Origin of the sequence: Burkholderia sp. Ax-1719, assembly GCF_011753055.1 — a bacterium.
GTDB lineage: Bacteria > Pseudomonadota > Gammaproteobacteria > Burkholderiales > Burkholderiaceae > Paraburkholderia.
Map to the genome: position 1 here is coordinate 400,139 of NZ_VWWJ01000004.1, position 22,767 is coordinate 422,905.

Annotated in this window: 21 protein-coding genes; 10 read left to right on the forward strand and 11 right to left on the reverse strand. The window is 60.7% G+C overall.

Annotated elements, in window-relative coordinates:
• Positions 1–45: 45 nt before the first annotated feature.
• From F3J17_RS11315 to F3J17_RS11345, 7 genes are all read right to left on the reverse strand, one after another.
• Positions 46–1,464 (reverse strand): MmgE/PrpD family protein, encoded by a 1,419-nt coding sequence (locus F3J17_RS11315; RefSeq protein WP_167057559.1) that lies wholly within the window; start codon positions 1,462–1,464, stop codon positions 46–48.
• Between the two features lie 39 nt (positions 1,465–1,503).
• Positions 1,504–2,574: a zinc-binding dehydrogenase gene (locus F3J17_RS11320; protein ID WP_167057562.1), complete on the reverse strand. Its 1,071-nt coding sequence runs from the start codon at positions 2,572–2,574 to the stop codon at positions 1,504–1,506.
• A gap of 33 nt (positions 2,575–2,607) precedes the next feature.
• Entirely contained in the window at positions 2,608–4,077 is a 1,470-nt protein-coding gene (locus tag F3J17_RS11325; protein WP_167057565.1) for an aldehyde dehydrogenase family protein, read from the reverse strand.
• A 47-nt stretch (positions 4,078–4,124) separates the two neighbouring features.
• Positions 4,125–5,615 (reverse strand): aldehyde dehydrogenase family protein, encoded by a 1,491-nt coding sequence (locus F3J17_RS11330; protein WP_167057568.1) that lies wholly within the window; start codon positions 5,613–5,615, stop codon positions 4,125–4,127.
• Positions 5,616–5,643: 28 nt separating this feature from the next.
• A complete protein-coding gene (locus F3J17_RS11335) occupies positions 5,644–6,534 on the reverse strand; it encodes an SMP-30/gluconolactonase/LRE family protein (RefSeq protein ID WP_167057571.1) in 891 nt (296 codons plus the stop codon).
• Positions 6,535–6,607: 73 nt separating this feature from the next.
• Entirely contained in the window at positions 6,608–7,417 is an 810-nt protein-coding gene (locus F3J17_RS11340) for an enoyl-CoA hydratase/isomerase family protein (protein ID WP_167057574.1), read from the reverse strand.
• A gap of 146 nt (positions 7,418–7,563) precedes the next feature.
• A complete protein-coding gene (locus F3J17_RS11345) occupies positions 7,564–8,499 on the reverse strand; it encodes a LysR family transcriptional regulator (protein ID WP_167057577.1) in 936 nt (311 codons plus the stop codon).
• Positions 8,500–8,632: 133 nt separating this feature from the next.
• Here F3J17_RS11345 and F3J17_RS11350 point away from each other — a divergent pair, with 133 nt between their 5' ends.
• The gene (locus F3J17_RS11350; RefSeq protein WP_167057580.1) at positions 8,633–9,553 is read left to right on the forward strand and encodes an alpha/beta hydrolase; all 921 of its coding nucleotides are present in this window, start codon (positions 8,633–8,635) and stop codon (positions 9,551–9,553) included.
• Positions 9,554–9,795: 242 nt separating this feature from the next.
• Here the strand turns inward: F3J17_RS11350 and F3J17_RS11355 are convergent, their stop codons facing one another.
• From F3J17_RS11355 to F3J17_RS11365, 3 genes are all read right to left on the reverse strand, one after another.
• Entirely contained in the window at positions 9,796–10,293 is a 498-nt protein-coding gene (locus F3J17_RS11355; protein ID WP_167057583.1) for a hypothetical protein, read from the reverse strand.
• 246 nt (positions 10,294–10,539) lie between these two features.
• Positions 10,540–10,803: a hypothetical protein gene (locus F3J17_RS11360; protein ID WP_167057586.1), complete on the reverse strand. Its 264-nt coding sequence runs from the start codon at positions 10,801–10,803 to the stop codon at positions 10,540–10,542.
• A gap of 322 nt (positions 10,804–11,125) precedes the next feature.
• The gene (locus F3J17_RS11365; RefSeq protein WP_345891169.1) at positions 11,126–11,539 is read right to left on the reverse strand and encodes an HNH endonuclease family protein; all 414 of its coding nucleotides are present in this window, start codon (positions 11,537–11,539) and stop codon (positions 11,126–11,128) included.
• Between the two features lie 438 nt (positions 11,540–11,977).
• Between F3J17_RS11365 and F3J17_RS11370 the strand changes: the two genes are divergently transcribed.
• The 9 genes from F3J17_RS11370 (at position 11,978) to F3J17_RS11410 (ending at position 20,658) form a co-directional block, all read left to right on the forward strand.
• Positions 11,978–12,199 carry a hypothetical protein gene (locus F3J17_RS11370; protein WP_167057589.1) on the forward strand — a complete coding sequence of 74 codons (222 nt, stop codon included), beginning with the start codon at positions 11,978–11,980 and terminating at the stop codon, positions 12,197–12,199.
• Between the two features lie 387 nt (positions 12,200–12,586).
• Complete coding sequence (locus F3J17_RS11375; RefSeq protein ID WP_240160909.1) at positions 12,587–13,585, forward strand: WYL domain-containing protein; 999 nt, start codon at positions 12,587–12,589, stop codon at positions 13,583–13,585.
• Positions 13,586–14,162: 577 nt separating this feature from the next.
• Positions 14,163–15,023: a nuclease-related domain-containing protein gene (locus F3J17_RS11380; RefSeq protein WP_167057595.1), complete on the forward strand. Its 861-nt coding sequence runs from the start codon at positions 14,163–14,165 to the stop codon at positions 15,021–15,023.
• Positions 15,024–15,055: 32 nt separating this feature from the next.
• Positions 15,056–15,412 carry a hypothetical protein gene (locus F3J17_RS36225; RefSeq protein ID WP_240160910.1) on the forward strand — a complete coding sequence of 119 codons (357 nt, stop codon included), beginning with the start codon at positions 15,056–15,058 and terminating at the stop codon, positions 15,410–15,412.
• Positions 15,382–16,290, forward strand: a complete 909-nt coding sequence (locus F3J17_RS11390; protein WP_167057598.1) for a GTPase — start codon at positions 15,382–15,384, stop codon at positions 16,288–16,290. The genes F3J17_RS36225 and F3J17_RS11390 overlap by 31 nt, the downstream gene beginning before the upstream one ends.
• Positions 16,291–16,292: 2 nt before the next feature.
• On the forward strand, positions 16,293–16,781 hold the full coding sequence (locus F3J17_RS11395; protein WP_167057600.1) for a hypothetical protein: 489 nt from the start codon (positions 16,293–16,295) through the stop codon (positions 16,779–16,781).
• 22 nt (positions 16,782–16,803) lie between these two features.
• The gene (locus F3J17_RS11400) at positions 16,804–18,606 is read left to right on the forward strand and encodes a GTPase (protein ID WP_167057603.1); all 1,803 of its coding nucleotides are present in this window, start codon (positions 16,804–16,806) and stop codon (positions 18,604–18,606) included.
• Complete coding sequence (locus F3J17_RS11405; protein ID WP_167057606.1) at positions 18,603–20,144, forward strand: GTPase; 1,542 nt, start codon at positions 18,603–18,605, stop codon at positions 20,142–20,144. Before F3J17_RS11400 ends, F3J17_RS11405 begins: the two co-directional genes overlap by 4 nt.
• Before the next feature lie 79 nt (positions 20,145–20,223).
• Positions 20,224–20,658: a hypothetical protein gene (locus tag F3J17_RS11410; RefSeq protein ID WP_205194726.1), complete on the forward strand. Its 435-nt coding sequence runs from the start codon at positions 20,224–20,226 to the stop codon at positions 20,656–20,658.
• Between the two features lie 280 nt (positions 20,659–20,938).
• Here F3J17_RS11410 and F3J17_RS11415 read toward each other — a convergent pair whose 3' ends face one another.
• Entirely contained in the window at positions 20,939–22,657 is a 1,719-nt protein-coding gene (locus F3J17_RS11415) for a site-specific integrase (protein WP_167057609.1), read from the reverse strand.
• Between the last annotated feature and the right edge of the window lie 110 nt (positions 22,658–22,767).

Genomic DNA, 22,767 nt, shown 5'->3' on the forward strand with positions numbered 1-22,767 from the left:
AAAAAAACGGCGCGGGAGCGATCCCGCGCCGTTTCAGCTTCAACATTACATCGACCACATATTGGTGAGTTCCGCCGTGGGCATGGCGGGATCGAGTGCGCGCAAGGTGGTCAGCAGGCTTTCTGCGCGCGGCGCGCCTAGTACATCGGCGGTCAACTCCATGAACTTGGCGTCCTGGTCGTGTTCGGGCATGGGATTGCGGTCGGTGTTGACCGGTTCCTCCACGAACACATGTTGCGTGCGGCCATCCTTGAAGGTGACCGTTACATCGGCGACAAACCTGCCCGGATACTGCTTCTCCAGCACCGGTTCTTCGCTGATGCGGATGCCGCGCGCCATCGCGATCACGGGCGCCATATCCACGTTGCCAGCCAGATAATCGCGGTGGACGCGATAGCCGTTGCCCATGCCGAGCAACGCGAACGCGGCCTGGATCGGCAGGCTGAACTGCACGTGCTCGATATTGTGCGGCTCGTAGGCATTAGCGTTGGCCGTGCCGACCACCACGTTGAAGTGCGGCGTGATCTTCAGATGCACATCGGTGATTTCGTCGCGCTGCGAGGCGAACGGGCGCAGCGCGTCGATATAGGCATGCGTGCAGTAGCAGGCGCAATACGCCTTGAGCCAGACCGTGCCAATTTCAAACGGGCGATTCAGCGCGAAACGTCGCTCGGGCGCATCGCCCGCCGCGCGTTGCAGGTAAGTGCGGAAAAAGCCCTTGTTGCCGCTCAGGAAGGCGCGCGGCCCGGTGATGCCTGCACGTGCCATGTCCGCCGCCACCATGCCGTTGCGCGTGCCGATGCCGGCGTGGATGCGCTTGATCGAGCCGCCCGTCGAGGTGTACTCGGTGGTGCCCGAGACGTGGCTCAGTGCGATCGACAGCGCGTGCAGCGTGGTCTCGGCGTCAAAGCCGTACAGCTTGGCGGCTACAGCGGCCGCGCCGAAGTTCGAAAGCGTGCCGTGCGGGTGGAATCCGCGCTGCAGGAGATCCGGCTGGGCCAGCACGCCAAGGCGCGCGTAGACCTCGTATCCCGCGACCATCGCCGTGATGACGTCTTCGAGCGGCGAGCCCAGTTCCTCGCCAATGGCCAGCGCCGCCGGGATCACGCAACTGCCGGGATGGCTGTAGCTGGGACCATGGGCGTCGTCGTATTCGAAGCCGTGGCCGTAAGAGCCGTTGACGAATGCGGCGTCGGCCGCGCTCATCGTCAGCGCCGAAGCGCTCACGCGGCTCTTGCCCGGTCGCTGTTGCGCCCTGGCATATTTCAGCAATTGTGCGGACCACGGCATCTTCGAAATACCGATCTGCAAGGCGATCTGGTCGCGCATCAGGCGGTTCATGCCCGCAAGCGCCTGGGCGTCGAGGTCTTCGTACTTGAGTTCCTGAATGAAGCGAACCACCGCCTGCTCCAGTGGCGGGCAGTTGGCGGGCGCGGCGGCCGGGTTGTCGTGAACGGTTGCCACGAATGTCTCCTTTTTATAGCTGCGATGCAGGGTTCGGAATCAGAACAGGAACACGCCTTTGCCGCCGGCCTGGCCGTCGAACAGACGATAGGCCTCGTCGGCCTGTTCGAGCTTCCAGCGGTCGGTGAAGAGCTTGTCCACGTCCACGCCATGATCGGCGACGAAGTGGATGCAATTTTTCATGCTGACTTCGGACATCGTGTACGAGCCGATGATGGTGCGCTGCTTGCCGATCACGTCCTTCATGCCGTCGACATTGAGATTGCCGCCCACAGCCACCAGCGCGATGCGCCCCCACGCACGCGTGCAGCGCACGGCCTGCTGTTTGGGAATGTCGCCGCCCGCGCAGTCCATCGCGCAGGTGGCGCCCTGACCGCCGGTGAGCTTGAGGATCGCTTCGATCGGGTCTTCCTTGCTGCCGTCGATCACATGGGCGGCGCCGAAGTCTTTCGCGCGCTCGACGCGGTCGGCGGCAATATCGATGCCGATCACTTCCGCACCCATCGCCGACGCCAGTTGCACCGCCGAAAGTCCAACCGGCCCGAGCCCGAACACCGCGAGCGTGTCGCGTGCGGTGATGTCCAGCCGCAGCAGCGCGCCCCACGCTGTGCCCGTGCCGCACGAAATGGCCGCACCGGTGGCATACGACACTTCGTCGGGCAGTTGCACGAGCGACGTCACGGGCACCTGCATATAGTGCGCGTGGCCGCCGTGCTTGATGATGCCGTGAATATCCGCGCCGTGGCTGCACATCTGCGTCCAGCCGGTGCGGCAGTGGTCGCAGTGCTGGCAGCCTTCGTAGTGGAACACCGCGACGCGATCGCCCACCTTGAATGCGCGCGGATCGACGGCCACGCCGAGCGCCACGATCTGCCCGCAGGGCTCATGGCCGCCGATGATCGGCGTGTCCTCCGACATGCCGCGCGAGGCGAGGTCCTTGAAACCGAGCGACTTGATCACATCGGCAGGCTTGTTGCGATAGAAATGCAGATCGCTGCCGCACATGCCCGAGGCCTTCATTTCGATGATGGCGTCGAGCGGGCCGGGCGTGGGATCGTCGAAATCGAGAATCTCCAGCTTCCTGTCGCCTCTGAAAACGATGCCTTTCATGATTGTCTCCTGTGTTTTTCTTGTGACCGGTCATCAATCCAGGTTGATATAGGTGGCCTTCGGATAAAGGAAGCTTTCGACATGTTCCTTGCCACCTTTCCAGCCATAGCCGCTCATCTTCGTTCCGCCGAAGCCCACGGCCGGATCGATCACGCCGTAGCAGTTCACCCAGACCGTGCCCGAACGAATGCCCTGAGAGGCTCTGTGCGCGGTGGCAAGGTCGCGCGTCCACACGCCGCCTGCGAGGCCGTAGGGCGTATCGTTGGCGATCTGCAGCGCATCCTCCAGAGTGTCGAATGGAATCACCGAAGCCACTGGCCCGAAGATTTCCTCCTGGGCGATGGTCATGTCGTTGCGCACGTCGGCGAATACCGTCGGTTCGACGAAATAGCCGTTCGCAAGCCCGCCGCTGAGTCGCTGACCACCGTGCACCAGCTGCGCTTCCTTGCCGCCGATATCGACGTAATGCATGACGCGTTCGAGCTGGCGCTGCGAGATCAGCGGGCCGATCTGGGTGCCGGGCTCGCGGCCGTCGCCGATCTTGATGGTTTTGGCGAACGCGGCCATGCGTTGCACGAACTCGTCGTGAATGGCGCGCTGCACGAGAACGCGCGTGCCTGCCACGCAAACCTGACCGCTGTTGGTGAAGACGCCCATCGCCGCGCCGGGCACGGCCTTGTCCAGATCGGCATCGGCGAAGATGATGTCGGGCGACTTGCCGCCCAGCTCCAGTTGCAGCCGCTTGAGATTGCCCGCCGAAGCGCGCACGATCGCCTGCGCGGTGCCCACGGAACCTGTGAAGGCGAGGCGATCGACGCCCATATGGCCCGACAGCGCCTCGCCCACGTCCTTGCCATAACCGGTGACGACATTGATCACGCCGTCAGGCACGCCCGCTTCCATCATCAGTTCCGACACCCGCAGCGACGACAGCGATGCATCTTCGGCGGGCTTGAGCACTGCCGTGCAGCCAGTCGCCAGCGCCGGGCCGTAGATCCACCACAAGCCCATCAGCGGGCCATTCCACGGGATGATGCCGCCCACCACGCCCACGGGCATCAAGTGCTTGAGGGCGGTGAAGTTGGGCGCGATGGACAAGGGGCTGGCCGCCACCGTTGCCGCACCGGTCTGCGAGGCATAGAACTGCAGCAGTTGCGACAGCCATTCCTTGTAGCCGCGAGTGCGCGCGAGCGGCGCGCCCATGTCCAGCGTCTCGATCAGCGCGAGTTCGTCGAAGTTGTCGAGGATCGCGTCGTGCACGCGCAGCAGCAGCTTGCGGCGTTCGTGCGCGGTGAAACGGCTCCATGCACCTTCGAAAGCGCGACGCGCGGCGCTCACGGCGCGGTCCACATCGCCCGCATCGCCACGGGCGATACGGCAAAGCACTTCGCCCGTAGCGGGATTGATGGAGTCGATGTATTCGCCGGAGCGGGGCTCGACCCATTGGCCGCCGATCAGCAGATTTTTGTTGCCTTGTACGAATGCTGGCGTGTTCAGGTCCACGGCATGTCTCCTTGTTGTTGGATTGATTTGTGTTAGAGGGGCCGCGCTCACAGGCGGACCATGATCGATTTCGTCTGCGTGTAGGCCTCGATCGACTCCTGACCGAACTCGCGTCCCCAGCCCGATTGCTTGTAGCCGCCGAAGGCCATGGCCGGGTCGGATTCGCCGAACGTGTTGATCCACAGGCGGCCGGCCTTGAGTGCGCGCACGACCTTGTGGGCGCGGGACACGTCGCGCGTCCAGACCGCAGCCGACAGGCCATAACTTGTATCGTTGCCTTGCAGCACCGCGTCGTGCTCGTCCTTGAACGGGATGATCGAGAGCACCGGCCCGAAAATCTCCTCCTGGGCGATCCGCATGCCGTTGCGCACGTTGTCGAACACCGTCGGCTCGACGAAGTAGCCCGCGCCGCGCCACGCGTTGCCGCCCAGTCGCCGCGCCGCGCCGCCTTCCTGACCGGCGCCGATATACGACCAGACGCGCTCGCGCTGTTGCGCCGAAATCAGCGGGCCGAGCTTCGTATCCGCCGCGAACGGGTCGCCCGCTTTCCAGGTGGCGGCGAGCCGGGCCACGCGTTCGGAGACCTCGTCGTGAATGCTTTCCTGCACGAACAGGCGCGTGCCCGCCGAGCACACCTGGCCGGAGTTGCCGCAGAACGTCTTGACGGCGGCATGGACGGCCTTGTCGATATCGGCATCGGCAAACACCACGTTGGGCGCTTTGCCGCCGAGTTCCAGCGTGACCTTCTTCAGATTCGAGGTGGCGTCGCGCACGATTTGCTTGCCGATGGCGGTCGAACCGGTGAAGGCGATCTTGTCCACGCCCATGTGCTGCGCGAGCGCCGCGCCCGCCGTCGCGCCGAAGCCCGGCAGCACGTTGATGACGCCTGGCGGCAAACCGGTTTCCTCGACCAGTTCGGCAAGACGGATCGACGTCAGGCATGCCAGTTCGGCGGGCTTGAGGATCACCGTGTTGCCGCAGCACAGCGCGTTGGCGAACTTGATCGAGGCCATCAGGATCGGCACGTTCCAGGGAATGATCTGGCCGCAAACGCCGAGCGGTTCGCGCAGCGTGTAGATCAGCGTGCTGCTGTCGGACGGCACTGTGCTGCCCAGCACCTTCGAGCACCAGCCGGCGTAGTAGCGGAAGATGTCGACCGCTGCCGTCACCGCGCCCTGGGCAAACCAGAAGGGCATGCCGTTGTCGAGCGATTCGATAGCGGCCAGTTCGTCGATATGCGACTCGATGATGTCGGCGATCTTGAGCAGCGTGCGGGTGCGGGCGTGCGGTGACAGGGCGGACCAGGACGGCGCCTCGAAGGCACAGCGCGCGGCGATGACTGCTGCATCGACGTCCGCGCTATCGGCCTCGGCGACCTGGCTGAGCGGTTCCTCCGTGGCCGGGTTGATGACCCCGAAGGTCTTGCCCGACGCAGCGTCGATCCACGCCCCGTCGATCAGAAGGCGCTTGCGGCCCTGCCTGATCCAGGCGAGCGCTTTCTCGCGCGCAGAGCAAGCAGTATTGGATGATGTCGTCATGAAGCTCCCACGTGAATGGACAGAACCCTCAGGCGACAGCGACGTCGACCCGGGTGGACAGCACGGCGCTCAGCGGGTTGGTGCGGCGCAGGTCCGGATTGAAGTCGGCGGGGGTGACGCACAGGAACAGCGTGCGGCCGTCCTCGCCGCCCAGCGCACAGGCGTAGCAGTTGCGATCGCCGGTCTGGATCTCGTCGAGAATGCGTCCACCTGGCGCGACGCGCAGCACGCGCGTTTTCGTGAAATCGGCGACCCAGATCGCACCTTCGGCATCGACATTGGAGATGCCATCCGCCGCAACGCGGATTTCGCCGATCGACTTGAGCACGTCGTCGCTTTGCGGCAGCGGGCCGAAGCTTGCCCAGTCGCGTCGCGCCGATAGCGAACCGTCGGGCTGGATATCGAAAGCCGACATACGATTGCCGAACGATTCCGCCACCACCAGCGTGCAGTTGTCGATGATGGTCGGGCCGTTGGGGAAATGGAGCCCTTCGCTGACCATCGCGACCGAGCCGTCAGGGTCCACGCGCGCCAGCCTGGCAGGGCGGCGTGGCGCCAGTTTCATGACGTCGAAGCCGAGATTGCCCACCCATGCGCGGCCCTGCGCATCCACGACCATGTCGTTCGGCTCGAATTCCAGATGAGGAAACATATCGGCATGCACGGCCACGGTGCCGTCATGTTCGCGGCGCAGCAGCTTGCGATCGTGCATGGACACGGCGATCAGACGTCCATCGGGCAGCCAGCCGATGCCGGAAGGGCACTCGGGCACGTGCAGTTCGGTGCACAGGTCGCTGCCGTCCTCGCGTATCGAATAAATCCGTTCGGAGTACAGATCGCTAAACCAGAAGCGTGAGTCGTGCCAGCGTGCGCCTTCGGTATGCGTCATCCCGTCGAGCAGCAGGGTGAGTTGTCTCATATTAACTATTATTAGTTAGGTAAAAGAGCGCGGCGACGCGGGATGGAACTGCGCACCGCGTGGCCTCTGCGCCCTATGACGGCAAACGGGCCGATGGGAAATCCGGTTGCCGCTTGCCGCGCAGTGCGGCCAGACCCTCCTTGACGTCCGGTCCCAGAAAACAGAGCATTTCCATGGCGAGGGAGTTGTCGAAAACCGGTCCGGCGAGGCGCATCCAGTTGTTGAGCGACTTCTTGGTCGCGCGGATGGCGCTCTGGCTGCCCCGCGCGAGGTTGGCGGCAATCGCGAGCGATTTCGTCAGCACCTCGGCGCGAGGCGCGCAAAAGGTGACGAGGCCGATACGCTCCGCTTCCTTGCCATCGATGAAATCGGCTGTCATCAGGTAGTACTTCGACTTGGCCATGCCGCACAGCAGCGGCCAGATGATCGCAGCGTGATCGCCCGCGGAAACGCCCAGGCGCGTGTGGCCGTCGGTCAGGCGGGCTTCTTCGGCCATTACGCTCACATCGGCCAGCAGCGCCACGGCGAGGCCCGCGCCGACGGCCGTGCCGTTGATCGCGGAAATGATGGGCTTATCGCAGGCCAGCATGTTGTAGACGATGTCGGCGGCCTCTTTCATCACGCGCATGGTGGCTTCGTGGCTGTTCGACATCTCTTCGACAACGGACAGATCGCCGCCTGCCGAGAACGCGCGGTCGCCCGCGCCGGTGACGACCGCAGCCTTGACCATGGGGTCGTCGTTCAGCACGCCCCAGAGCTGGGTTAGCTCCCAGTGCATTCTATTGTTCGTAGCATTCAGGACGTCGGGCCGATTCAGCGTGACGAGCATCACGCCGTCGTGTTGCGGCTCGAACCGGATGTACTCAAATTCTTTGTATTGCATGTGAGATTCCAAAGCGGATATGAACGGATCTCACGCATTGAACCTGCGGGTATCAGCGGGCGCAATGCATGTGATTCGTGCGTTCCGTACTTTGGTAATCAACGATGCGCGCGATGCGAATAGCGCTTGAAGTCTCTTCGTTTTACCTATATTGGAAAGGCTCGTTCCTGTTCGAACTGTTCGCGCTGAGCGATGAGGAAGTCCATCAACGCGCGCATTTTCGCGGGCATCTGTAAGCGCGATGGGAGGTAGAGATAGAAGCCCGGAAACGGGCGACACCACGGTTTCAGCACGCGCACCAACGATCCGTCGGCGAGGTGATGACGCACGCACAGATCGATGTGCTGTACGAGCCCCACGCCCTGTACCGCTGCGCGAAGCATGCTGTCGTCGTCGTTGAAAACCGCGTTGCCTTGCGGCTCGTAGACGATCGTTTGTGCTTCTGTGCCGGGCGTGGTGAACGACCAGCGATCGATCGTGCCGCTCGACGTGAATCGATAGGAGAGGCAGTTGTGACGCATGAGATCCGAGGGCGTCTCCGGTATGCCGTGGCGCGCGAAGTATTCCGGAGAGCCGACGATGGCCATCTCCAGCATGGGCGTCACGGGCACGGCGACCATGTGTTCGTCGAGACTCTCGCCAAGGCGGATGCCCGCATCGAGACCTTCCGCCACGATATTCGAAAATCCGTCGCTCATCACCAGTTCGAGGCGCAACCCGGGATGGCTCGCCAGGAACGCCGCCATGTGCGGTTCCAGCAGCAGCCGCGACGCCACGCGCGAGGTGCTCACGCGGATTTGCCCGACGGGCTCGCCATGCGCTTCGTCCAGTTCGGACACCGCGCGCTCGATGGTGGCGAGTGCGGGCGCGAGCGTATCGAAGAGGCGTTGGCCTTCTTCGGTGAGCGACATGTCGCGCGTCGTGCGATGGAGCAGGCGAACGTGGAGTTGCTGTTCTAGCGTCTTGAGTTGTTGCGAGAGAGCTGCGCGCGACACCTCCATTTCCGTGGCCGCCCTGGTGAAACTGCGGTGTCGGGCAATGTTCACAAACGAGGCGAGCGCGGGGAGGAGCGAGGTGTCCATCGCGAATGTCCAGTTGGCTTATTGTCAAGATCAGCTTAACACTGATGTGTTTGCGAGGCCGTTTTTCTTTACCAAAGAGCCGCCTAAGATGAACTCCATCGCAACGGACTTTCCACCCAGGAGCAAACCGATCATGCAACGCGTGAACTTCAAGAATCTCAATGGCCAGGGCGTGACGATGGCGGCCGACATCCACGTCCCGGCGGATTTCGACGCCAGCCGCAAGTACGCGGCCGTGGTGGTCGCGCATCCGGGTGGCGGCGTGAAGGAACAGACCGCGGGTCTGTACGCCCGCAAGCTGGCAGAAAACGGCCTCGTGGCCATCGCTTTCGATGCTTCGTATCAGGGCGCGAGTACCGGCGAGCCGCGTCAGCTCGAGAATCCCTACATCCGTACCGAAGACATCAGCGCGGTTATCGACTATCTGATGACGCTGCCGTATGTGGACGTAGAGCTGATCGGCGCGATGGGCATCTGCGCGGGCGGCGGCTATACCGCGAACGCCGCCATCAACGATCGCCGCATCAAGGCGGTGGGGACGGTCAGCGCGGTCAACATCGGCCAGATGTTTCGCAATGGCTGGGAAAACACGGTGTCAGATGCAGATGCGATTCCTTTTATCGCAGCCGGTTCCCAGGCACGCACCAGTGATGCGACGAACGCGCAACTGGCGACGCTGCCGCTCGCACCGATGCGCCGCGAAGACGCGCCGAACAAGGAACTGGAAGAAGCCTGGGAGTATTACCATACGCCGCGCTGCGAGCATCCGAATGCGCCCGGCTTTATGACCGCACGCAGCCTCAACCAGATCATCACCTACGACGCCTATAACAAGGCCGAAGCGTTTCTGACCCAGCCCCTGCAGATCGTGGCCGGCAGCATGGCAGGCAGTAAGTGGATGAGCGACGACCTGTTCTCACGCGCGGCGAGCAAGGACAAACAGTTTCACATCGTCGAAGGTGCGAACCACATGTCACTGTACGACGTCCCTCAGTATGTCGACGAGGCGGTTTCGGTGCTTGCGCCGTTCTTCCAGCGCACCCTTGCGCGTTGAACATTCGAGTTTGATCTCAGCTTCCTGCGCTGCATATGAAAGGGAGTTGTCGACGAATTTTACGGCGAAGTCGAACAGCATCTCACAGTCGAAATCGCAGATTCGGCAGCGACAGTTTTGCTCCCCGTGAACACTCGCTTTAAGTTTTGGGGAGAGTGTCTGGAGCAGGGAGCGAGGTGGAGAAAATATCTGTAATACATGGACTATTTCCATATAGTCCAGGATTTTGTCTGCACCCAGAATTATGATTTCGGCAAAGAGACACCCAAATCGATCTGGAATTGTTCTTCAAGAATTGACATGCGAGACAACGTCACCAAGTATGAGCGATCGTACTTAAGGTCTTTGGGATGCAGGCCCAGCGCATGGAGCCCAGTTGACTCCCTCAGAAACCCCGCTGCGAGCAATTTTGGTAGTTCATCGCGGTCAAGATGCAGCGGGGAGCTATTTCGTGCTTCACGTCGTATCTCAAGATAAAAACACTGGATCGCGCAGAAAACGCCCAAGGCGTCGCTACATGCCTCTATCAAGGCTCTTTCAAGTTTCTCTTGAATGAAGGAGATTCCATGCTGCCGCGCAAGTGGATAGATGGCATGGCCAAGCAATTCAGCATGATCGGTTGGCAGCATATCATCGTTTATTTCCGCTGGCGTAGCGTACGGAAGTCGTTCACCGCGCAGTACGGCGCCGAACGAACCAGAATTTATGGCGATGAGTACATCGCCGTCAGATGGATTCATCGAAAAACCTTGGCGTCGGGGTTACGTATATCCGCTGGCCTTTTGTCAGCGGTCTGCGGTGACTCGCTCATATGCAGGCGAGGTGCAGCGCATCCTCTGCGTTCGACGTGGACAGACAACCAGAAAATCCATAACCAGGCCGAAGTGGAGGTCACGCGTGAAGGTCTACGCAGGTGCGCTCGCGCTGCTGGGCTGGACCAGGCAGCGCGGAGGGCAACACCGGCGTCGCTGGCGACCCAGCCTTTGTTAGCTCGCTACGCCCCGATCGGTACCAGGTTGTACAAGCAGTCGATCGTCCATGAGTCGGTTCCTGCATTGGTCGGCGAACTCAACAGCCAATTCTGGATTGCGAACAAAGGCATCAGCTTGAGCTTCCGTGATTTCGTAGTATTCTTCGTAGTCGACTAGTCGGTTACTAACTGGAATCGAGAGATAATATTTTCCCGAATCCATTTCCCGACCTAACGAGTAGCGCTGATCACGAGAGAAATAGCTGTCTTCGAATCTCATATGGGAATCCATAAAACTAGCGTCAAAAATCAACAGGAGTTGCAGTATATCGCGTGTCTGGACCCCCCCCGGCATCGATCACTGCCTCAAGATTGCCCGTCGGAAGCTTACCCCCTGGAATCCAGAACTCGTTTGCTCCTGCTTCATTGCCCGATGGGATGCGAAGACCCAGCTCACGCGGATTGGCTATATCGATACGATATAACTAGTTGCTAGAAAGAAAATCCTTAGGAAGAACCAGTGCCTCTTCCATCGCTGCTGGATTGGCGGAGACGCAGCTATAAGAAAGTAAGCGGAACGCGTACGGACTCGCTGCCAACAATTAGACTTTCCAGATCTTCACTGCCTGCTGCGCAAACGCTTGCGACCAGTATTCAATTGTCTTGAATTTAAAATTCGAATAGTCTGCCAAGTGTTTGGTCAAACGAATGTTGGACTTAGCATAATCCTTGCGTTTGGCGAAAAACGGGTTATTGGATGCAACCACATTCAATTCGTCCGCAAGTAAGGTCATATTCCCATCACGATGAAGCATCTTTGAGTGTTTAGTTTTCCCACCCTCGCCCAGATAGGTCGGCCAATCGCCGAATACAATCTTGGTGCCCGGCTTGTCAGCCGCTTTGGGAACGATGTGCTCCAGTTCGAGGTCGTCAGGATTTGCAAGGTAATACTCGTTTTTATGGCAGATGGCGTGATACTCGAACATCCCCAATGCATACCGTGCCCGGTCGATCACCGCCGGTAACGCCTCTAGTACGCCGGTATTAGAAACTGTTCATGTCCACCGGAGAAAAACTATTGGAGAGTTAGAGTTGTTGGCGTGATCTTCATAGTTAGCAACATTGATTGGTAGTGGTAAATCGGCGCTGCTTTCGTGCAATATTATCACTGCGGCATTGATACTTATCGTCGATCGTGAATTTATCGATGGCCGTTCGATTCCGCTATCCGACGTCTGGAGTTTGTAGGTCTGTAGCTGCCCACGGCAAATTCGGACCTCCACCATCCCGATACAAGAAAAACGGTGTCCACCCGGAACCTTTGAGGCTTGAGTCGAAAGTACGCATCCGCTCACATTGAGGCCTAGCATTCGCTACAGCAGGAAGTGCGGATGGTAGGAGGGCAACCTGTAACAGGCTCACAAACGCTGATTTCCTAATGTCGGATCAGGCTGATGAAACAACATTCGCCGCCGAGAATCGAATGGCCGCATGCGCTGGCGGATATGCCGCCTGAGCGTCCAGAGATCGGTCCCAATGAACGCTATCTTGGCCGACCCCTGCCCGATGCGGTCGGCTCTAGCCGACCGACTGCCGCCTTGCGCGATCTGCAAGGGGTGAAGCTGGTCTCTTTGGCGCACGGCAGGCAACGGAATATGGCGGCTTATTTTCTTTAGCCGATATGTGCGAGATGCAGCATCAAGTGCGACGAGCGGTACGATCAGACGGATCTATGCGTTTCACATAGTATTTGTAGTGTCAAGATTTGGTCGACGAGCATCTGGGGCGGCCATTTGGTTCCGCCGCCGAGGCTAGACCAGTAGGGTACTTTGATTTACGTGGTGTAACCTCGATATTCAACTTCCATCGACGTTTTCGCACTCAACCCCTTAAAATTTTTGGTGCAGTTAGCGGCCTTAAAGCGGTCCTTGGGCGTGACGTCACGCCCGGTGCCAGAACTAGGGGATAAGCGCTTAAGAAATCGAGAATCCAGTCGTTAACTAAAAATATTGCATCTAAACGGCTTTTCATATCCTATTTTCGAGATGCTGGATCGAGAAATCATGCTGATCCTGCCCGATGCGGGCAGAGATGACCTACCCCTTTCCACCCGGGAGGTCCATCGCAAGCTCAGTGTCAACGTGCTCGACCCGCGATCCTTGCGGACGGTGCATCGCGAGCTGGACGAGATGCTCAAGAATGGGCTGGTCGAAGTGGAGTGGCGCGGGCGTGCCAAGTATTGGCGCAAGGTGGCAGGCGCGAGTGGTCTTGCCGCAAAAGCGGCTGGCATGATGACGCACGACGAGGCGCTGGCGCTGCAGACGTTGCGACGCTTTTCAACGTGGCGGATTCCGGCACTGGTCGCCGAAACGCTCGCGCCGTTGTTCGACGTGGCGGGCAAGCGGCTGGCGGCGGCCAACAGCGAGCATGAGCGCCGCTATCGCAAGTGGATCGACAAGATCGAGGTTGAAACGGGCGCCTTCTCGCTGCGATACCCCGAAGTCAACCTCGACATCTTCACGACGGTTTCGCAGGCGCTCTTTAACGAGCAGCAACTCGAAGTCGTCTACCAGCCTCGCACGAAAACCGACAATGCAGATGCGAAGATCGTGCACCCCCTCGGGATGGTAGAGGTGGGCGGGCTGGTGTATCTCGTGGCGGCGATGCCGCGTCATCTGAAGCCCGCGATGTACCGGATGGATCGCATTGCGCGTGCAACCATGTTGCCCGAGGCGTTTCCCTATCCGCGTGGGTTCCGGCTTTCGGTCTACGTGCGCGAGCAACGCCAGTTCGACTTCATTGTGGAGGGCGAAATCGACCTGAGGCTACGTTTCAGGAGCGGCGCGGGGAACCATCTGCTCGAAGCACCAATGTCCGATGATCAGGAAGCCATCCATAGCGGGGACACGCTCGATGTTCGCGGCACCGTGCTGTCAACCCAGCGGCTGCGGTGGTGGCTGCGCGCGTTCGGGCCGAACGTCGAGATATTGCACCCGGCGAGCCTGCGGGCGGAGTTGGCGGCGGAGGCCAGGGCGCTGGCCGCACTCTACGAGGGAGCGTGAGTGGACGTGCGATTGCCGGTGTCGCTGGGGACTCGGACACGATTTGTCTCATGCAGTGGTTATCGTGGGAGGGCAGCACACAGATGCTGTTCAATCGAAACCCTGCTCAGGAGCGAACATGTTGACGAGTTGCCAATCCTCCCCGCTGCAACATCTGGCGGCATTTACGATTGTTTTTGTCGCCGCGGTTGTGGGTACGGCCGCAGTCGGTGCCTATGTCGATTCGGTGAAGGCCGCCGCGCAACGGGGATAAATCGATCCGCGGGAGTGAATGAAGGATTTGACGTAACCCTCTGGATACCCGGTAGCGTTTGCGAGAGACTCTATGCCAATACGTCCAGCACCCTTTACGTTGAAATGCGGTCAATGCGGATGGAAACACACGTTTACGCCCCAAAGCGACGTTCTGCTACCGAAAATCGATATTCATTCGCGTTGTCCGCGCTGCGGCACCGTTGCATTGACGCGGTCACGGGCGAATTTGATCGAGCAGGTGTCGAGCCGGTTAAGACAGGTTTGGCCGCGTACATAACCGCACCGGGAATTGTTTTGCATCCCGTCTCCAGGGGGGGGCTTAATGGCGCGTATTCTTCCTGACGGCTGGAAGGCGCTGCGCACGGCCGGAGGGGCCGCGCGCGAGCTCGAAACGCTGGAGCAACTCGAAACCGGCTTGCCCGACGACTACACGGTCTATCACTCAGTGCACTGGACACGACTCGCGAAGGGGTTATCGGTGTTCGGAGACCTGGACTTTGTTGTCGTCAGCCCATCCGGCCGGATTATGGCGATCGGGCAAAAGGCGGGCTGCCTGGAGGAGATCACCGAAAGGCTCGCGAAGACTTATTCCGGCAAACCGAAGAGCGTGACACAACAGATATCGCGATCGGTGTCGGCGTTGCGCGACGGTTTGTCCGACGCGTTCACGCCACGCAACTACGGCGTAGAGGAGTTGTTGTATTGCCCGGACTACACGGTCATCAATCGCGACATCGCGGGTGTGCACCCTGCCCATATCGTGGATGCGACTCGCGGCAAATGGCTGGCCGACATCGTCCAACAGATATTGCCCGCAGACGAACCGCCGCTGCCCTGCCATGACGGGATTCATCAGTTCCTGACGGGCGAGTTGTCGTTGATGCCCGATGTGGGGGCGATGATCGGTGCGGCATCGAAACTGATGACCCAGGTGTCGAGTGGCTTGGCCACGTGGGCGCGCAACATCCACTTCGAAGCCTTCCGGCTGCGGGTGAACGGTACGGCCGGCTTGGGCAAGCCGCAGCTGGCAATCGGCGTCCTGCATGGCGCGGTCGCGGCCGGCAAGCGTGCGCTGTACGTGTGCCTCAACCGGCAATTGGTCGATTACGTCGGGTCCATCGCGCCGGAATTCGCGAGCGTGATGTCGGTGCGAGCGGCAGGAGTATTGCTGGGTCGGGTGTGACTGAGCGTCAGGCAACGTGGAGAATGGAAAACATGGCGGTACGAAAAAAGAGCGAATCGACGGAAGACGTCCCAAAGGTTTCCCTCAAGTCGCGATTGCAGGACGTGCAACAGGCGCTCGACCTGGTGCGCTCGCAGATCCGGCAATTCGACTTCACGCCGGAGCAGGTGTTCGGCTATCTCGGCAAGGCCGACGCCTCGAACCTCAAGCGTGAAGCGTCGGGCCAGGCATCACCGCCCCCTGCTGCGAAGAAGGCGGCGGCCAAGCGGGCCGCAAAGGCGGTCAACGTTGCAGAGGACACGCGGGCGGCACCCTTGGCTTCGAATACGGTCAAGACGGCGCTCAACCCGGCGGCGGCGTGGCCGTTTCCGGCTGGCAGCCGCCGCTAACTTGCGTACAACCCGGGCGGGACGATTCGACCCGCTCGCCTTTCGTCATCTATTGCGATGAATTCATGGACTTGACAGTGATTTCAGAGCTGATTCCGGAGCGCGCCGCCGATGCGGCTCGCTTCGCACAGCTCGCAGACACCGGCAAGCTGCCGGTCGTGACAGTTTTGGGGAAGTTCAATCACGGCAAGAGCACGCTGTTGAACGAGTTGATTGGTCAGGGCGTGTTCGCGGTTTCCGATGCGCGTCAGACCACGGATCTGGACGCCTTCGACCAGGACGGCGTGCGCTGGCTCGATGCGCCGGGACTCGACGCCGACGTCCAGACCGAGGACGACAGGCGCGCATTGCGCGGGAGCTGGGAGGAGGCGGATATCCGTCTCTTTGTCCACTCGGCGCGCGAAGGCGAACTCGACGCCAGCGAAAAGGCGCTGCTCGCGGAGCTTGCGGCCGAAGCCAGGCATTCCCGGCGCGAGGCGCTGGTGGTTATCACGCAGATTGAGGAGGTCGGTGAAGACACGTTTGCCGACATCCTTTGCATCATCAAGGAACAGGTCGCTTCACTGGAGATTCTGCCCGTTTCGGCGATGCGCTACCGGCGCGGACGCGAAGGCGGCAAGCCACTGCTGATCGAAAAGAGCGGCATGCCGGTGCTGAAAGCCCGTATCGCCCATGCGGTCCGTCAGGTGTTCTCCGCACGGGCCGAAGAGCGGCGGATAGCGGGTATCGTCCTGCGTGCGCAACTGGCCTCCGCGGGTGCAGACCGTTATGCGCGCCTGAAAGCGCTCACGAACGAGCGCAGCAGGCGGCTGACGCGCTTCAAGAGCGAGTTTGAGTCGCTTCAAGCAGATATTCACAGAAAAATCGGGGCGATCTAGGCATGGGTTTCTTTTCCAGTTTGGGCAGCATGTTGGAGTCGGTGGCGGAAACGACACTCGAGTCCATTGCCGATGGCATTCAGAAGGTAACGGACGCGATTCCTTCGCCCACGTCGTCTTCGTCCAGTAGCACCTCGTCGTCCGCATTCCAGCAGGAAGTCGCGAAACGGGCGGGGGCGCGGCGTATTGCGGAAAGTGAATCGGCGGTCATGTTGAAAAGCTTCTTTCAGAAGCACCACATCCCCGTCACGGATGCGGAAATCAAGGAACTGGTCATGGCGTGCTCAGCCACGTCGACGCCCGCAGTGTCGATGAAGTTCGAAAAACGGCACCAGGACACGGTGGAGACGCAGCTGCATGTTGCCGAGATGGATAGCCTGAAGGCCGAAATCGAACGTCTTGAGGAGGCGGCGCAGGCGATTCGCTCGGTGATGGCGCAACAGGATGCAACTGCGAACGGTGAGGGAAACGCGGTGGCGGCGAAACCGTGAGCATCGAGCGCACGAATAAAACATGGATTCGAATCACTCGCGGGGCCAGGAAGTGAACGGAACGACTAAAGTGCAGACACCAGAAGCGCATTTCATCAGGAAGTTGAAACAGTTCGAGTACGTCACAAAGGACATGCAGGTCCGGGTCGACGAACTGAATGGCTGGAAGCTCAAACTGGAGGCGAAACTCGTCCTCGAGCACAATGAGGTCAAGGGGGTCAAGGCAGGCGGTGCACTCGCGCGCCAGATCCACGACCTTCGGCGTCAAATCGGCGAATGCGTGGCCGGTTGGGCGCGCGGGCTGGACAGCAGCGGACCCATGCGACGCCTTAGCGAACAGTTTTGTGACCAGGGCATCCTGCTTGTCTTCGGCAAGGTCAATGCCGGCAAGAGTTCGTTCTGCAATTTCCTTGCGGAGCGATTCAAACGACATGGCGAGCCAGTCCAGTATTTCTATTTCGAAAACGGCGAAAGCATTGATACCCAGGGGCCGTTCGTAGAAGCAGCAACGGAAGCAACAGCACGTATCCAGGGAATCCGGCTTGGCAGCAAGCTCATCTTGCTCGACACGCCGGGCCTGCACTCGGTCACGGAGGCAAATGGCGCTCTGACCAAAAGCTTCACCGACAGCGCCGATGGTGTTCTGTGGCTCACGAGCTCGACGTCGCCGGGCCAGGTACAGGAACTCGACGAATTGCGCGAGGAGCTCAAACGGAACAAGCCGTTGCTACCCGTTATTACGAAGAGCGACATGTCAGAGGAGGACGAGCTCGATGGTGCCATCGTCACGATTCTGAAGAACAAGACGGCGAAGAACCGCGAACTCCAGGAAGGCGATGTACTCAAGCGGGCGCAGGCCAAACTGCGCCAGGCTGAGATGGACGAGGGCCTTGTGCACTCCCCCGTATCGGTTTCAGCACTGGTGGTTCGCAAAAGTCCGGAGCCTGACGAGGCGCTGGAGGGTGCGGGGTTTCAGCGTCTGTTCGGTGGCCTCACCGAGATCGCCGAGGCCGCGACGGAAATCAAGCAGCGCAAGGCGGCCGTGCTCATGCTCAGTCATCTTGAAAAAGACGTTGTGCGGCCACTGAACGAGCAGATACGGCCGCAGCTCGAAATCATGCGCAAGAGCGCTGCGGAAGCGGCGAAATCGCTGGATTCTGCCGCTTCCAAAATCGGTAGCAGCGTGCTGGATGAGGTGCTCGGCGAACTGGCCGATTTGCTCGAACGGCACAAATCGACGCGTGACAGTGCCGCGGTGCATGGCGAATTGCGCGCGCGGGTTCACCAGAGCGTGCAAGAGCACATTGCGCGCGAATTGGCGGAATACGCGCAAGAGATGGACGCCGCCCTGTTCGCCCTGAACGATGGCCAGTATGGCGCTTTCGACGATGTCACCGAAGAGTGCGAGGTCACGCGAGGCCGCTGGAAGAAGAGCGCGGTCGCCGGGGCGGCGGGAATAGGCGGCGCAATCCTCGGCGGACTGATCGGTTCCCTGTTTCCGGGAGCCGGGACGATCGCGGGCGTGGGTGTGGGCGAGGCCGTTGGCGGCCTGCTGGGCGGTGTGGTGAGCTCATTGCTGGGCGAGAAGGGCGGTGACTATCTCGTCGAAACAGAGCGTCAGCGCGTTTCTGTAGGCGTGAGCTACACGCGCCTATATGAGGCGATCTCGCAGGATTTGCGCAAGCGCCTTCCGGGTGCGGTTGCCAAGGTGGTCGAGCGGTGCCGGGACAGCGTCGAGCAGGTGATGGCTGAGGTCGCGCGGATCGAGCGCGTTGTCGACGAAAGCGAAAAGCAACTGGAGAGGTTGAAGGAGGAGTGCAAGTGAATCCGTTTGAACAATACAAGTCGCTGCTTGAACAGGCTGAGCCAGTGGCAATGCGATACCTTCCTGGCGCCGAGGCGATCATCGCCGAATGGCAGGAGCGTATCCAGAAGCAGAAGGTTCACGTCATGATGTTCGGCGCCTACAACGCCGGCAAGAGCACACTGATCAATGCTCTTGTTGGGCGCGAGGTGGCGAAGGCCGGCGACGTGCCCACGACGGACGCCGTGGACTTCCATGAATGGGACGGTCACCTGCTGCTCGACACGCCTGGCGTCAACGCGCCGATCGAGCACGAGGCAATCAGCCTCGAGCAGTTGCGGCGTGCCGACCTGATCGTGTTCGTGCTGCGCCAGGAGGACCAGGATGCGAGCGACATTATGAATCGTATCTTCGATCTGCTCGAACAGAAGCGGCCTCTCTTCATAGTCCTGAACTACGAAGATGGCGATCCCGCGCAGATCGAAGCGATTCAGGCGCGCTTTACCCACATGCTTCACACGTATGCCGAGCGGCGTGGATTCGACAAGGCGGCCCTCGACACGGTGCCTACGATTCTCATGAACATCAAGTCGGCTTGTCGCGCACGACTCGAAAACAAGGCCGTGCTGCTTGAGCATTCCCGCTTCGACGTCTTCATGCTGCGTTTCCGCGATTGGCTTGTGCAATACGACAGCGAGAAGCAGCTTCTGCAGCAGATCTGCACGGGGCTCGAGCGCTCACTGCTGCAACCGGTGTCGGAGTCGATCAACCGTGAGGCGGCGCCGCAAGGGGATATGCAGGAAGTCGACGCACAGATCGGTCACATTACCCGAGAGTACCGGTTGCTCACGAATGCCGCGTCCAGCAGGATTCGCACCGAGCTGACGCTGCGGCGCCCGACGATTAGCGAAGCTATTGCACAAGGCGGTTCGCGCGACATGGTGATGGCCGCGTTGACGCAGGTTGGCGAGTCGGTGAGCGAGATCGTGCAGGCCTGGCTGGAGAAGGAACTCAAACAGAACGTCAAGGGGCGCATCGGCGCGGCGCTCGCCGCAGACGGGCTTGAGCTTCCCAAGGGAAACGGCGCAAGCGGCAGCGAGTTCGGCAACAAGATTCTCGACGCCGCGCTTGACGGGATGAAAGGCGTCCACAAGGAGCATGTGCAAACGCTGCTGGAGTTTGGCCGCAAGCTGAAGATTCCGGGCCTCAAGGGCCGATGGACCAAGACGCTTGGCCGTTGGGCCGACAGGGCTGCCCCCGTGATTCAGGTGGTTGCCCTGCTGGCGGAAGTTGGAGTCGAATATTACGGCGAGGAGAGTGACGTGAAAGCGAGCCAGGACCGGACGTTGCAGCGCGGCCAGTGGCTCGATGAAGCGTGCACGCAGCTTTACTCGGGGCTGATGCAAAGCGTGACCGATGTGATTGCGCACGTGCAACTGGAGGATTTGCAGCCTGTAGAGGCGCGTCGCAGCGAATTGCGCGCGAAGGCTGGCGCGAGTGATAAGGACCGAAGCGACTGGGCGGCGCTGACGCTAGCGTTTCAACACGTCGCATTTTAGTAAATAAGCGTGTGTTCGTTCCTTGATCGTCGGATCGGTGCGATATCGCTAAACAATTGACAACAAAACGAGGTTGAGCATGGCGGCATGGGACATGGCGAAGTCCGCCCTGAAATACGCAAATCCAACTGCCTGGCTAGTCGTGGAGGGCGTTGAACTGGCAGCCAACGCCGTTGCCAAAGCATCCGCGGAGGGTGTCGATGAACTGCGCGCCGAAGTTGCAAAGCAGGATTTGCAGATGAAATTTGCGCAGCACCAGGCGCGCGTTGCGCAGGAGCTGGCAATCGCAAGACGAATCGATAACGCGGAAGAAGTCGAAATCGAAGAGTTTTATAACGTGTCAGGAAAGGGCAATGTGGGGCTCACAGTGGACGCAGAGGAAGGAACCGGAACGTTGGGTGTGGGTGGAGAAGGCAGCAAAGTGACGAAGCGGATTTACCGGTTCAAAGGGCTTAACAAAGATATACAACAGCTATTTGTTCAGAATCAGGGCGACGACAGTTCCATCCCTTGATGTTTTACGGTACTACTGGTGGAGGGGCGTGGGATCAATGATCCCCGCTCCCGGCCTTTTCAAGGATTCGATAAGCGCCCGTGCCCGCCTTTTTTGCGCTATATGGCGCGCGGCAAAAGCGCGATTCCGACGTTGGTGCCGATTTGAATGGCGGCGCCGTTCGCGAGCTCGAACGGCGTGCTCGATGATCCATCGAACAAGCCTCTGCTGAGCCGGGGCGACATATCTGAACGCCGGATCTGGGCGCTCCTTCGCGTCGCAACTGCTTGTAGCAGCTTGTTCAATTTCGCCTGGAGAACGCATCCCCGATCTGCCGCGCGCGTTTGACTTCGTCGCTGTGCAGGTAGATTGACGTCGTTGAGACCGAGGCGTGACGCAGGTTGTCGCGCACGGTCGTTAGTTCCGCGCCGCGTCCGAGCGCGTGCGTAGCGTGCGTGTGGCGCATCCAGTGCGGACTCGCGCGGCGCAGCTTTTCCGCAAGCGGCGCATGATCCGATTCGATTACCTTCGCGGCCAGCAGGAAGAAGCGGCGCATGACCATCCACAGGCGCACGCTGCTGATGCTTGTTCCCGTCACGCTGCCGCTATCCGCCTCCAGATTGCCGATGACTGGCGTTTCCGGCCGCCAGTGTATCTGTGTGACCGGCAGCCCGCGTTCGACCAGATAGCGCGTGAGCGCGTCCCATGCGAGCGGCGGCAGCGCCACGCGCGCGAGTTTCTTCCCCTTGCCTGTTACGCGCACCCAGTGATCGCCGCGCGGATCGGATTCGACGTGGCCAAGCGTAGCGCCAACCAACTCGCTCGCGCGCAAACCGGTCGCGTAGCCGAAATCCAGCAGAAAGCGCACACGCTGCGCCGCGGGCGCCGACCAGCCGTGCGACCACTCCAGCCCATCGGCAATCGTCCGTAAGAGCGCCCATTCGCCTTCGCTGAAGGCATGCGATGCGTCGAGCACGCCTGTGCCTGCTGCGTCCCGCACCTTCACGCCTGCAAACGGATTGGCCAGCACATAGCGTTGCTCGATGAGCCAGCGGAACAGCGCTCCGAGAATTGACAGCGCATGTGCTACCGAGCGCGCCGAAAGACTGCCATTGAACGGCCGCCAGTCGGGCGAGGTACGCGGCCGGACCGGCCCGACCCAGCGCCCATGTGGCGAAGGGTGACGCAGGAACGCGCGATAGGCGATGGCATCTTCGGTGGTGAGCGAGGACAGCGCGCGCCCGCGCTCGACGATGGCCCAGAGGATAAGCCGCTCGGCTTCCTTGCGATACGTGCGCTGCGTGGCGGGCGATTCGTGCAGCGAAAGCCAGGTCTGGACGGCCTGATAGTCGTTGGTCGCGTCGAGCGTGCAGGTGGCGGCCGGGGCGCGGAACGTGCCTTCCGTGCCGTCTACCTCATGCGGCACCCGGATCGATTCCCACGGCACGATGTCGCCGCGCTGGCTTGCGACGACCAGCGCGCGGGCTTTTTCCGTGAGCGCGGGCCATGCCGCGAAGAACGCTTCAATGACGCGGGCGCTGGCCGCACCAAGTCCTGGCACGACCTTCCACCACTGGCGACGGCGTGGAATGCGCACGGTGAGATCGGCGAGCGTCGTGATCCCATAGGCCTGCAGCACGCGCACGGCGCGCGGGGCGAACCACTGCGCGATGTCGTCGGCGATCTGTGGTTCGCGTGGGCGGGAAGTGCGCAAGATGTCGATGGCCTGCGCGACGGCTTTCGCATGCTGCGGGCGCTCGTCCGCGGGGTGATCGAGGAGCGTGGCCAGATCGTCGCGATTGACGGCGCGGGCGATAGCAACAAGCCTGCGCCGGATGCGCCCGAGCACGCCGCGCGCGGACTTTCCTTCGCCCAAGGCCGAAGGCAGATAGCGCTCGACAGCGGGCCGCACGGCCACGCCTGCATACCACGCACGCAGTACGGCGAGTTCGGCGGCATCGGGAAAGCCTTCTGGTTGTGCAGAATCCAGGGCGGGCAGGGAGGTGTGACGCGTTTTCATACAATCGAGTTTACTAGATAAATGCATACCTTATGATAAGAATACTTATCCTAATAGCTCCGTAGTCTTCCTGTATCCTGCAAAAACTTGACCTGCCTGTATCGAGACGG

Bases quoted from the DNA above. Each gene is read 5' to 3' on its own strand.
- F3J17_RS11320 (WP_167057562.1), bottom strand. From the start codon at position 2,574: ATGAAAGGCATCGTTTTCAGAGGCGACAGGAAGCTGGAGATTCTCGAT.
- F3J17_RS11330 (WP_167057568.1), bottom strand. From the start codon at position 5,615: ATGACGACATCATCCAATACTGCTTGCTCTGCGCGCGAGAAAGCGCTC.
- F3J17_RS11335 (WP_167057571.1), bottom strand. From the start codon at position 6,534: ATGAGACAACTCACCCTGCTGCTCGACGGGATGACGCATACCGAAGGC.
- F3J17_RS11340 (WP_167057574.1), bottom strand. From the start codon at position 7,417: ATGCAATACAAAGAATTTGAGTACATCCGGTTCGAGCCGCAACACGAC.
- F3J17_RS11345 (WP_167057577.1), bottom strand. From the start codon at position 8,499: ATGGACACCTCGCTCCTCCCCGCGCTCGCCTCGTTTGTGAACATTGCC.
- F3J17_RS11350 (WP_167057580.1), top strand. From the start codon at position 8,633: ATGCAACGCGTGAACTTCAAGAATCTCAATGGCCAGGGCGTGACGATG.
- F3J17_RS11355 (WP_167057583.1), bottom strand. From the start codon at position 10,293: ATGAATCCATCTGACGGCGATGTACTCATCGCCATAAATTCTGGTTCG.
- F3J17_RS11360 (WP_167057586.1), bottom strand. From the start codon at position 10,803: ATGAGATTCGAAGACAGCTATTTCTCTCGTGATCAGCGCTACTCGTTA.
- F3J17_RS11370 (WP_167057589.1), top strand. From the start codon at position 11,978: ATGAAACAACATTCGCCGCCGAGAATCGAATGGCCGCATGCGCTGGCG.
- F3J17_RS11375 (WP_240160909.1), top strand. From the start codon at position 12,587: ATGCTGATCCTGCCCGATGCGGGCAGAGATGACCTACCCCTTTCCACC.
- F3J17_RS11380 (WP_167057595.1), top strand. From the start codon at position 14,163: ATGGCGCGTATTCTTCCTGACGGCTGGAAGGCGCTGCGCACGGCCGGA.
- F3J17_RS36225 (WP_240160910.1), top strand. From the start codon at position 15,056: ATGGCGGTACGAAAAAAGAGCGAATCGACGGAAGACGTCCCAAAGGTT.
- F3J17_RS11395 (WP_167057600.1), top strand. From the start codon at position 16,293: ATGGGTTTCTTTTCCAGTTTGGGCAGCATGTTGGAGTCGGTGGCGGAA.
- F3J17_RS11400 (WP_167057603.1), top strand. From the start codon at position 16,804: ATGGATTCGAATCACTCGCGGGGCCAGGAAGTGAACGGAACGACTAAA.
- F3J17_RS11410 (WP_205194726.1), top strand. From the start codon at position 20,224: ATGGCGGCATGGGACATGGCGAAGTCCGCCCTGAAATACGCAAATCCA.
- F3J17_RS11415 (WP_167057609.1), bottom strand. From the start codon at position 22,657: ATGAAAACGCGTCACACCTCCCTGCCCGCCCTGGATTCTGCACAACCA.